At 69.6% G+C, this 10,026-nt stretch carries 13 protein-coding genes; 12 read left to right on the forward strand and 1 reads right to left on the reverse strand.

What is annotated here, in order from left to right:
• Positions 1 to 52 precede the first annotated feature (52 nt).
• Genes ACK4S9_RS21350 through ACK4S9_RS21370 form a run of 5 tightly spaced genes read left to right on the forward strand, consistent with a single transcriptional unit; the run spans position 53 to position 4,494 of the window.
• Positions 53 to 739 carry a PepSY-associated TM helix domain-containing protein gene (locus ACK4S9_RS21350; RefSeq protein WP_409729677.1) on the forward strand — a complete coding sequence of 229 codons (687 nt, stop codon included), beginning with the start codon at positions 53 to 55 and terminating at the stop codon, positions 737 to 739.
• Between the two features lie 37 nt (positions 740 to 776).
• Positions 777 to 1,289 carry a DUF2271 domain-containing protein gene (locus ACK4S9_RS21355; protein WP_409729653.1) on the forward strand — a complete coding sequence of 171 codons (513 nt, stop codon included), beginning with the start codon at positions 777 to 779 and terminating at the stop codon, positions 1,287 to 1,289.
• A gap of 24 nt (positions 1,290 to 1,313) precedes the next feature.
• A complete protein-coding gene (locus ACK4S9_RS21360; RefSeq protein ID WP_409729655.1) occupies positions 1,314 to 2,132 on the forward strand; it encodes a DUF4198 domain-containing protein in 819 nt (272 codons plus the stop codon).
• A 14-nt stretch (positions 2,133 to 2,146) separates the two neighbouring features.
• Entirely contained in the window at positions 2,147 to 3,151 is a 1,005-nt protein-coding gene (locus ACK4S9_RS21365; protein WP_409729657.1) for an FAD:protein FMN transferase, read from the forward strand.
• Complete coding sequence (locus ACK4S9_RS21370) at positions 3,148 to 4,494, forward strand: sulfite reductase subunit alpha (protein ID WP_409729659.1); 1,347 nt, start codon at positions 3,148 to 3,150, stop codon at positions 4,492 to 4,494. Before ACK4S9_RS21365 ends, ACK4S9_RS21370 begins: the two co-directional genes overlap by 4 nt.
• A 113-nt stretch (positions 4,495 to 4,607) precedes the next feature.
• On the opposite strand, the gene ACK4S9_RS21375 is transcribed toward ACK4S9_RS21370, so the two are convergent.
• Positions 4,608 to 5,018 (reverse strand): KGG domain-containing protein, encoded by a 411-nt coding sequence (locus ACK4S9_RS21375; RefSeq protein WP_409729661.1) that lies wholly within the window; start codon positions 5,016 to 5,018, stop codon positions 4,608 to 4,610.
• A gap of 259 nt (positions 5,019 to 5,277) precedes the next feature.
• Here ACK4S9_RS21375 and ACK4S9_RS21380 point away from each other — a divergent pair, with 259 nt between their 5' ends.
• The 7 genes from ACK4S9_RS21380 to ACK4S9_RS21410 all read left to right on the forward strand — a co-directional run bounded on the left by ACK4S9_RS21380 (position 5,278) and on the right by ACK4S9_RS21410 (position 9,984).
• Positions 5,278 to 6,852 carry an ATP-binding protein gene (locus tag ACK4S9_RS21380; RefSeq protein ID WP_409729663.1) on the forward strand — a complete coding sequence of 525 codons (1,575 nt, stop codon included), beginning with the start codon at positions 5,278 to 5,280 and terminating at the stop codon, positions 6,850 to 6,852.
• Positions 6,849 to 7,526 carry a response regulator gene (locus tag ACK4S9_RS21385; protein ID WP_409729665.1) on the forward strand — a complete coding sequence of 226 codons (678 nt, stop codon included), beginning with the start codon at positions 6,849 to 6,851 and terminating at the stop codon, positions 7,524 to 7,526. Before ACK4S9_RS21380 ends, ACK4S9_RS21385 begins: the two co-directional genes overlap by 4 nt.
• Positions 7,527 to 7,609: 83 nt before the next feature.
• Complete coding sequence (locus ACK4S9_RS21390) at positions 7,610 to 8,047, forward strand: hypothetical protein (protein WP_409729667.1); 438 nt, start codon at positions 7,610 to 7,612, stop codon at positions 8,045 to 8,047.
• Positions 8,048 to 8,103: 56 nt separating this feature from the next.
• Complete coding sequence (locus ACK4S9_RS21395) at positions 8,104 to 8,496, forward strand: BlaI/MecI/CopY family transcriptional regulator (protein WP_409729669.1); 393 nt, start codon at positions 8,104 to 8,106, stop codon at positions 8,494 to 8,496.
• The gene (locus tag ACK4S9_RS21400; RefSeq protein WP_409729671.1) at positions 8,493 to 8,684 is read left to right on the forward strand and encodes an oxidoreductase-like domain-containing protein; all 192 of its coding nucleotides are present in this window, start codon (positions 8,493 to 8,495) and stop codon (positions 8,682 to 8,684) included. Before ACK4S9_RS21395 ends, ACK4S9_RS21400 begins: the two co-directional genes overlap by 4 nt.
• Before the next feature lie 71 nt (positions 8,685 to 8,755).
• The gene (locus ACK4S9_RS21405; protein ID WP_409729673.1) at positions 8,756 to 9,220 is read left to right on the forward strand and encodes a DUF421 domain-containing protein; all 465 of its coding nucleotides are present in this window, start codon (positions 8,756 to 8,758) and stop codon (positions 9,218 to 9,220) included.
• Positions 9,221 to 9,381: 161 nt separating this feature from the next.
• A complete protein-coding gene (locus ACK4S9_RS21410) occupies positions 9,382 to 9,984 on the forward strand; it encodes a CHRD domain-containing protein (protein ID WP_409729675.1) in 603 nt (200 codons plus the stop codon).
• Positions 9,985 to 10,026 lie beyond the last annotated feature (42 nt).

The following is a 10,026-nucleotide window of genomic DNA, read 5'->3' on the forward strand; positions in this document are numbered from 1 at the left end:
AAAGCCACATCGGGCGGTTGACCAGGTAAATGATAATCGTTATCATTTGATGATGAGCCCAACCGGACCGACCACTTCCGCACCCGCATCCGCGGCACGCACCCCTGCCGCCCCGGCTTTGCCGGGGCCGGGCCGTGCCGTCTACCTCAAGCAGCTGCACCAGTGGCACTGGATCAGCTCGGCCATCTGCCTGATGGCGATGCTGCTGTTCAGCTTTACCGGCCTGACCCTGAACAATGCCAGCCTGATCGAGGCCGAACCGCGGGTCACGCGCCTGAAGGCCAGCCTGCCGGAGCCGCTGCGCGCCCAGCTGGAAACGTTCGCGGCCGAGCATGCCGACGCCGAGGTGCCGCTGCCGAGCGAGATCGCGGACTGGGCCAACGCCGCCTTCGCGGTCGAGGTGCGCGGCAAGCGCGCCGAATGGAGCGAGGACGACGCCTACCTGGCCCTGCCGCGCCCGGGCGGCGACGCCTGGCTGCGCATCGCCGCCGACGGTTCGGCCGAATACGAACGGACCGACCGCGGCTGGATCTCCTGGCTCAACGACATGCACAAGGGCCGCAACACGGGTCCGGTGTGGAGCTGGTTCATCGACATCTTCTCGATCGCCTGCGTGGTGTTCTGCATTACCGGTTTCCTGATCCTGAAGTACCACGCGGCCAAGCGGCCGTCGACCTGGCCGGTGGTCGGGTTCGGCGTCGTGCTGCCGATCGTGCTGGCCCTGCTGTTCGTACACTGAATCCTCCATCGCCGTATCCACCGAGAGAAGACCAAGAATGAAACTGTCCCACTCGCTCCTCCTGACCCTGCCGCTCGCCTCGAGCTGGGCCGTGGGCGCCGACCTGTCCGTCAAGTTCGAGCTGCCGCGATTGAACGTGGCCGAGTACCACAAGCCCTACGTCGCGATCTGGATCGAGCGCGCCGACCAGAGCGTGGCATCGAACCTGGCCGTGCTGTACGACCTCAAGCTGAAGAACCGCGAAGGCGAGAAGTGGCTGAAGGACCTGCGCACCTGGTGGCGCAAGGCCGGGCGCGAAGCCACCATGCCGATCGACGGCGTGAGCGGCGCGACCCGCCCGCCGGGCACCCATACCATGAAATTCGACGCCGCCAAGAACGGCCTGGACAAGCTTCCGGCCGGCGACTACACGCTGGTGGTCGAGGCCTCGCGCGAATCGGGCGGACGCGAAGTGGTCAAGCTGCCCTTCAACTGGGCCGGCAAGGGCAAGGTCGCCGCCAGCGCGGCGGGCAAGGACGAACTGGGCGCCGTATCGCTCCAGATCCAATAACGCATCAAGAACAGGAGAATCCCCATGCAACAACGCTTCACCAAGACCGCCCTGCTCGGCCTGATCCTCGCCGGCATGTCCTTCACCGCACAGGCGCACGACGCCTGGCTGCTGCCGAACAGCACCATGGTCGACGCCAAGGAAGCCTGGGTCACGCTCGACGCCGGGATCTCGAACCAGCTGTTCGAATTCAACCACGCCCCGCTGCGCCTGGACAACCTGACGATCACCGATCCCGACGGCGTGGCCAGCAAGGCCCAGGGCGCGGTGCTGGGCAAGTACCGCAGCACGCTCGACCTGCGCCTGCCGAAGGACGGCACCTACCGCCTGGCTATCGTCAACAACAACGTGACCGGCAGCTACAAGCTGGGTGGCGAGACCAAGCGCTTCCGCGGCCCGCAGGGCAGCCTGCAAGTGCAGGTGCCGGCCGGCGCCACCGAGGTGCAGACCACCAACGTGCACTCGCGCCTGGAAACCTTCGTCTCGGCCAACAAGATGAACGAGACCGCCCTGAAGCCGAGCGGCGTCGGCCTCGAGCTGGTCCCGGTCACCCACCCGTCCGACCTGCGCGTCGGCGAACCGATCCGCGTGCGCTTCCAGCTCGACGGCAAGCCGGCCGCCAACATGCCCTTCAGCGTGGTGCCGGGCACCGCCAAGTACCGCGGCTCCTCGGGCGAGCAGCGCCTGAGCACCGACGCCAAGGGCGAAGCCAGCTTCACCGTGGCGGCGCCGAACATGTACTACCTGAGCGCCAGCGTGCCGCACGGCGAGCGCGGCGCGCCGCAGCAGCCGGGCGCCAAGCGCTACACCTACGCCGCCACCTTCGAAGTGCTGCCGCAGTAAGGAGCGGGCAGGCGATGCGCAGCGTCCTCGTTCCGTTCGAGATCGACATGGCATTGCCGCCGGCGGGCAGCAGCCTGCGCCAGGCGGCGGGCCACACGATGGGCACGACCTGGTCGGCGCGGATGCTGGTGCCGCCAGGTAGCGGCCAGGGCCTGGAGGCGGCCCTGCAACGCGAGCTGGACGAGATCGTCGCGCAGATGAGCCACTGGGAAGAAGCCTCCCTGCTGGCGCGCTACAACCGGGCGCCGGCCGGCAGCTGGCATGCGCTGCCGCCGCAGTTCTACGAGGTCGTCGACCTCGCGCTGCAAGTGCATGAAGACAGCGCCGGCGCCTACGACCCGGCCGCCGGCGCGCTGGTCAAGCTGTGGGGCTTCGGCCCGAGCGGCCGCCACGACGCGGCCGGCTTCCAGCTGCCCTCCCCCATCGAAGTCGCCAGCACCCTGGCGCGGCGCGCCCGGGCCGTCCCGCAGCTCGACCGCGCCGGACGCCGCCTGCTGCAGCCGGGCGGCGCCGTCCTCGATTTCTCCTCGATCGCCAAGGGCTATGGCGTGGACCGTCTCGGCCGGTGCCTGGAGCGCCTCGGGGTGCGCCACTACCTGGTCGAAGTCGGCGGCGAGCTGCGCGGCGCCGGCATGAAGCCGGGCGGCGAGCCGTGGTGGGTCGAGATCGAAGGCGTGCCCGATGCGGCGGCAAGCCCGCAGGCGATGGTGGCCCTGCACGGGCTGGCGGTCGCCACCTCGGGCGACTATCGCAGTTATTTCGAGCACGGCCGGCAGCGCGCTTCGCACACGATCGACCCGCGCACCGGCCACCCGATCGCCAACGGCGTCGCTTCCTGCACGGTCGTGGCGAGCAGCTGCATGATGGCCGATGCGCTGTCGACCGCGCTCACCGTGATGGGGGTCGAGGCCGGGATCGCGTTTGCCGATGCGCGCGGCATCGCGGGGCGCTACCTGGTCCGCCAGGACGGCGGGCTGCGCGAGCATACCAGCGCCGCCTGGCGCGAGCTGCTGCAATGATGATGACGATCGACCCCGTACGCTTGGGCGGCGCCCTCGCCCTGTCCGGCGGCTACCTGGCGATGTGCTTCGCGTTCTGGCGCGCCCGCGCCGGCGCCCGCAAGGCCACGGCCACGGGCGAGGCCGACTGGCTGGTGGTCCATGCCAGCCAGACCGGCAGCGCCGAGTTCCTGGCCGAACAGACCGCGGCCACCTTGACGACGGGCGGCCTGTCGGCGCGCGCGGCCTGCATGTCGGCACTCGACCCGGACACGCTATCGAAGGCCGGCCGCGTCCTGTTCATCGCCAGCACCTATGGCGAGGGCGACGCGCCCGATGCCGCGGCCCGCTTCGCCGGCGTGACCATGGGTGCCGCGCTCGACCTGTCGCACCTGCATTACGCGGTGCTGGCGCTGGGCGACAGCAGCTACACGAATTACTGCGGCTTCGGCCGCGCGCTGGACGGCTGGCTGGCCGCGCACGGCGCCACGCCGCTGTTCGAGCGCATCGACGTCGACCGCGGCAACCCCGCCGCGCTGGCCGCATGGCAGCAGCACATCGGCCGCCTGGCCGGCACCAGCGACACGCCGGACTGGGAAGCGCCGAGCTACGGCGAGTGGCGCATCGCAGCGCGCACGCTCGCCAATCCGGGCAGCGCCGGCGCGCCGCTCCTGCGCATCGCGCTGGTGCCGGTCGACGGCGCGCTGCCGTCCTGGGAAGCCGGCGACCTGGCCCAGGTCAGCGCCCCGGCCGATCCCGGGCACCCGCGCGAATATTCGATCGCATCATTGCCTTCCGAAGGCCGGCTGGAACTCTTGGTGCGCCTGCAGCGGCGCGAGGACGGCAGCCTGGGTGCGGCGTCCGGCTGGCTGTGCGAGACGGCGTCGCCGGATGAGGTGATCCGCCTGCGCATCCGCGCGCATGCGCGCTTCCGCCTGAACGGCAATGCCGGACGTCCCCTGGTTGCGATCGGCAACGGCAGCGGGCTGGCCGGGCTGCGCGCCCTGATCAAGGCGCGCATCGATGACGGGAAAGGCGACAACTGGCTGCTGTTCGGCGAACGCAACGCGGCCCACGACTTCCTGTGCCGCGACGAGCTGCAGGGATGGCTGGCCTCGAACGGCCTGGCCCGGCTCGACCTCGCCTTCTCGCGCGATGGCGCGGCGCCGCGCTACGTGCAGCACCTGGTGCGCGAACAGGCCTCGGCGCTCCGGAACTGGGTCGACGAGGGTGCGGCGATCTACGTGTGCGGCAGCCTGCAGGGGATGGCGGGCGGCGTGCACGAGGCGCTGACGGAAGTGCTGGGCGTGGAGACGCTGGATGCGCTCACGGCGGAAGGACGCTACCGTAGGGATGTTTATTAAGTAGGGTGGGCAAGTTTCTTGCCCACGCGTTCAAACAGTGCCGGCATGAAGGAGATATCGTTCATGCAAACGCAGCTTGAACGCGTGAGCGGAAGACCCGCCCACCCTACGATTTACTTCTGGTTCTTGTGGCTCTGCGAGCCCGCACGCGCATGCTGCTCGGGCGAGCCGCCCTGCACGCCGCCGCTGGCTTGATTGCCCTGATTGCCCTGATTGCCCTGATTGCCCTGATTGCCCTGATTGCCGCCGCGTCCGCCACTCTGCTGGTTGCCGCCCTGGCCGCCGCTCTGCTGGCCGCCACCGCCGCCGTGGCTCATCGAGCCGGCGCGGCGTGCTTCTTCCGAGGTGAACTCGTGGGCATTGCCCGATGCGTGGGCAGCACGGCCGCCTTCGCTGGCGATCTCGCGCTGGCGCTGCGGATCCATGGATGCGAAACCGCGGTTGCTGGTATCGCCGCTCTGCTGGTTGCCGCCCTGGTTGCCGCCCTGCTTGCCCTTGTTGCCGCCTTGGTTATTCGATGCCATAGTTGCCTCCTGTTCATCGTGTAAAGCATCAGCCGGAAGTGGCTGAGACAGGTTCATCCTAAGCATGTTGAACCCGGCAGACCACCCAAAACCGGCAAGCGTCTTGTAGGACCAGGCCTTGAGGGCTCCGGCGTCTTCTCTGTCAAACCAAGAGAAATTGATTTTGTTGTTTTGCCACCATTGGAATAGTATGAGCGTTCGCTCGCCGTTCTTGAGAATAAAAAATCTCTCTCATGTAGTCTTGCGCTGACCCGACATCGTGAAATTTTCCATCGGCCACCGCCTCTTCCTCTCTGTCCTGCTCGCCATCCTCGCGGTGGCGGCCAGCGCCGTTTACCTGCTGCGCCAGAACGTGCTGGCGAGTTTCGGCGACTACGCGGTCGGCATCGAACTCGACCGCCTGGGCGAACTGTCGGACAGCCTGGCGGCGCGCTACCGGGCGCAAGGCAGCTGGCAGTTCCTGCCGGCGGGCGACGAACGGCGCGGCTGGGTTGCGCAGGAACTGGTGCGCCTGCAGGACGAACGCGAGCGCCGGGCGATGGCGGTGCCGCCGGCGCCCGAGGTGTCGGCGGCACCCTTGCCGCCTGTCCCGCTGGCGCGCACCGGCGCCGCGATTCCGGCGGCGCCGGTGGACGGCGTCGTTCCGCCGGCTCCGCCCGCACCGCCCGCTCCTCCGGCACCGCCGGCGCTGCCCCTGCTCCCCCCGCGCCTGGACGCTCCGCAGGCTGACGGCATCACCCACGACCTGCACCAGCGTGTGACCCTGCTCGATGCCGACGGCGGCTACCTGGCCGGCCGCGTGCCGGGCGAGCTCCCGCTGGTCCACCGCGCCATCGCGGTGGGCGGCCGCACGGTCGGCCTGCTTGGCGTGGCGCCCAGCGGGCGGCCGAGCGATGCGATGGCCCTCACCTTCCTGGAACAGCTGCGCAGCAGCCTGTGGCCGATCGTCGCCGCGGCACTCGGCCTGAGCGCGCTTGCCGCGGTGCTGCTGGCGCGCCACTTCCGCCAGCCGATCGAACGCCTGGCCGAGGCCGCCGGCGCGCTGGCCGGCGGCCGCTACCAGGTACGGCTGCCGGCCACGCGCAGCGACGAGCTGGGCGAGCTGGCGCGCCACTTCAACGCGCTGGCGCAGCAATTGGAAAGCGCGGAAGGGGCGCGCCGCCAGTGGGTGGCCGATACCTCGCACGAGCTGCGCACCCCGCTGGCCGTGCTGCGCGCCCAGCTCGAGGCCTTGCAGGACGGCGTGCGCAGCGCCACGCCCGAGACCGTCGAGTCCATGCTGCGCCAGGTGCTGGCCCTGAACAAGCTGATCGACGAGTTGTATGCGCTGGCCAGGTCCGACCTCGGGGCGCTCGACTGCAAGCCCGTGCCGCTCGACCTGTGGGAGCTCGCCACCGCCCAGGCGCAAGGCTTCGCCACGCGCCTGCAGGCGGCCGCGCTGTCCTTCGAACCGGGCGCCGCGCCTGCGCGCAGGCAGGTGCTGGCCGACCCGGACCGCCTGCGCCAGGTACTGGACAACCTGTTCGAGAACAGCCTGCGCTATACCGCGGCGGGCGGACGCATCGCGCTGCATGCGCACGCCGACGCTGCCTGCCTGCACCTCGTCGTCGACGACAGCGCGCCCGGCGTGCCGGACGACGCCCTGGCGCGCCTGGCCGAGCGCTTCTACCGCGTCGACGCCTCGCGCAGCCGCGCCCACGGCGGCGCCGGGCTCGGCCTGGCACTGTGCCGGCGCCTGCTCGAGGCGCAGGGCGGCAGCCTGGCCTTCGCCCACTCGCCGCTCGGCGGCCTGCGCGTGACCCTGTCGCTGCCGCTGGCGAAAGAAGCCGCATGAACCCGGCCATCATGATCGTGGAGGACGAGCCCGAACTGGCCGCGCTGGTGGCCGACTACGCGCGCGCGTCGGGCTACGTCCCGCTGGTCTTCGGCGACGGCCGCGCGGCCCTGGACGCGATCCGCGCCGAGCCGCCCGCGCTGGTCGTGCTCGACCTGATGCTGCCCGGACTCGACGGCCTGTCGCTGTGCCGTACGCTGCGCAGCGGCGATCACCCCGGCAGCGAGATCCCGCTGATCATGGTGACCGCGCGGGTCGAGGAGATCGACCGCCTGCTCGGCCTGGAGGCCGGGGCCGACGACTACCTGTGCAAGCCCTTCAGCCCGCGCGAACTGATGGCGCGCATCAAGGCGATCCTGCGCCGCGCTGGCGCCTCGGCCCCCGATCGTGGGCTGGCGATCGACGAAGCGGCCCGCAGGATCAGCATCCATGGCCAGGCGCTCGACCTGACCCCCAGCGAGTTCGCGATCCTGGCGGCGCTGGCGCGCCGGCCGGGCCAGGTGCTGTCGCGCGCGCAGTTGCTCGACGCCGCGCGCGCCGACAGCCTGGAGGCCACCGATCGCGCCATCGACAGCCACATCAAGAACCTGCGGCGCAAGATCGCGCTTGCCGCGCCCGGATTGGAAGCGATCCTCTCGATCTACGGGCTCGGCTATCGCTGCGACCTCCAGTAAGGCTCCATCATTTCTCCACATTCGGCAGGCAGGATGCATCCATGGCCCGCCGCAGGCGCGGGCCGCAGCCAAGGGAGACCACCATGCATACGAAAAACAAGGCCATCGCCGCCATTGCCCTGCTGGGCCTGATCGCAGGCAGCGCCCAGGCGGGCGTGCACGTCCACACCAAGTGCGAATCGACGGTGAAGGGAAAATGCCCGCCACCGCCGACGCCGCCCGCTCCGCCTGCGCCGCCCGCCCCGCCGGCGCCGCCCGAACTGCCGGACGAACGGGTCGTGGGCGCCGCCCCGCCAGCCCTGCCGTCCATGCCCGCGATCCCGGCCCCGCCGGCGCCGCCGGCCCCGCCGCCCCTGCCCGAGATACCGGAAGCGGCCCACGCCGCCTGCGTCGGGAAGGCCGCCGGCACCCGCATCAAGCATGTGCTGCGCCGGGGCGAGACCATGACCGGCGTGTGCGTTCGGGAAAACGGCAAGACCGTGTTCGACCTGCGCGAATACCGGCTCCACGACCGGGACTGAACGTCGCAGCCGCAGGACGGCTCGACGCGGCGGTCTAGATCATTTATTCTAGATCCATGAGCACTCCCGATCTTCCCGCCAAGCCGACCCCGTCCGAACTGGAAATGCTGCGCCTGCTGTGGCAGCTCGGCCCCGCCACTGCGCGCCAGGTGCACGAGGCGGCGCTCGCGTCGCGGCCCGAGATGCCCTATGCCAACGTGCTGCGGCTGCTGCAGATGATGCATGCCAAGGGCCTGCTCATCCGCGACGAGAGCGCGCGCGCGCACGTGTACGCCCCGGCCCAGCCGCAGGACAGGCACCAGGCCGGCCTGATCAAGGACCTGATCCACAAGGCCTTCTCCGGTTCGGGCAAGGAACTGGTGCTGGCCGCGCTGCGCGGCCACGTCAGCAAGAAGGAACGCGAGGAAATCCAGCGGATCCTCAACGGCGAGGCCGGGCGCAAGGAATGAATACGCCCGCCCCGCGCCCGGTCCCGCCGGTGCAGCCTGACCTCGAGGATTGCTGCCGCAGCGGTTGCGTGCCCTGCGTCTTCGACCTGTATGAAGAAGCGCTCGAGCGCTACGAGCGCGAACTTGCGGCCTGGGAAGCCGCCCACACGCCCCCCTCCCCGCCCCATTCCAGGGCTTGCTCACGGTAGCGCACGCTTGAAAATCAAGACCCTGGTGTTTTGAATACAATGAACTCATCGGTGTTGTGCATGGAGACGATATGTTCGACATGGATCTAGACTGGTGGGAATTTATTGTGCGCGGGCTCAGCGTGTACGTCTTGCTGCTGGTAATGGTGCGCCTGTCCGGCCGCCGCACGGTCGGCCAGTTCACGCCCTTCGACCTGCTGGTCGTCATGCTGCTGTCCGAAGCCGTGTCCAGCTCGCTGACCGCGGGCGACGAATCGCTGGTGGGAGGCCTGATCTCGGCAGCGACGCTGGTCGCCATCAATTCCACGGTTGCCCTCCTCAGTTCGCGCAGCCAGCGCTTCGACAAGATGGTGGACGGCAGCGCCATCCTGATCGGCCGCGACGGCGTGTTCTTCGACAAGGTGGTGCGCAGTTGCCGCCTGGCCGAATCCGACCTTGAAGTCGCCCTGCGCCAGCACGACTGCCCACGGCCGGAAATGAAATGCGCCTTCCTGGAAGCCGACGGCGAGATCACCATCCTGCGCAATCCCCAGTAATTTCCTGAGCAAGGGCCGTTGCGCCCTTTCTCCTACGCTTCTGCCCATGGCACTTTTATCGCCCGTACGGTGTGGACGGTGCGGAATTGATGCGCTACTTTTTTCAGCAGCACACCCGCCGGGTGTGCTGTTTGGATTCTTTCCTAATCAGGAGGACTGCCATGAAAAAAGTACTGACCGCACTTGCGCTCGCCGCTTCGGCGCTGGCGCTCGCACCGGCGGCCCAGGGCGCCGACATCTACCGTGCCGTGTCCAGCGGCCCGGCCGAGTCGCCGCCCAACGGGTCGCCCGGCTCGAGCATCGCCACTCTCGAGATCGATGGTTCGCTGCTGCGGGCCGAGGTGCCGTTCCGCGACCTGGTCGCCGGCACGACCGTCGCCCACATCCATTGCTGCACCACCGAGGCCTTCACCGGTGTGGCGCCGCCCGCGATCTCGCTGGTGGATTTCCCCATGATGGTCACTGCCGGCGAATACAGCCACACCTTCGACCTGGGCGACGCGGCGGTCTGGGATCCGGCCTTCCTGGCCCAGTTCGGCGGCACACCGTCGAGCGCCGGCGCGGCGCTGCTGGCGGCGATGGACGCCAACCAGGCCTACCTCAACATCCACACGGCCGAGTATCCGAACGGCGAGATCCGCGGCTTCGTGGTGGCGGCGCCGATTCCGGAACCGGCGACCTGGGGGATGCTGGGCGTCGGACTGGCCGGACTGGCGCTGGCGGCGCGCCGCCGGCCCGGCCAGCTCAAGGGACGCATGGCGTGATCGAAGCGCCCGGGCGCGTGGCCAGCAAGCGGCTCCAGGCCG

The organism is Massilia sp. (assembly GCF_046293535.1).
GTDB lineage: Bacteria > Pseudomonadota > Gammaproteobacteria > Burkholderiales > Burkholderiaceae_D > Telluria.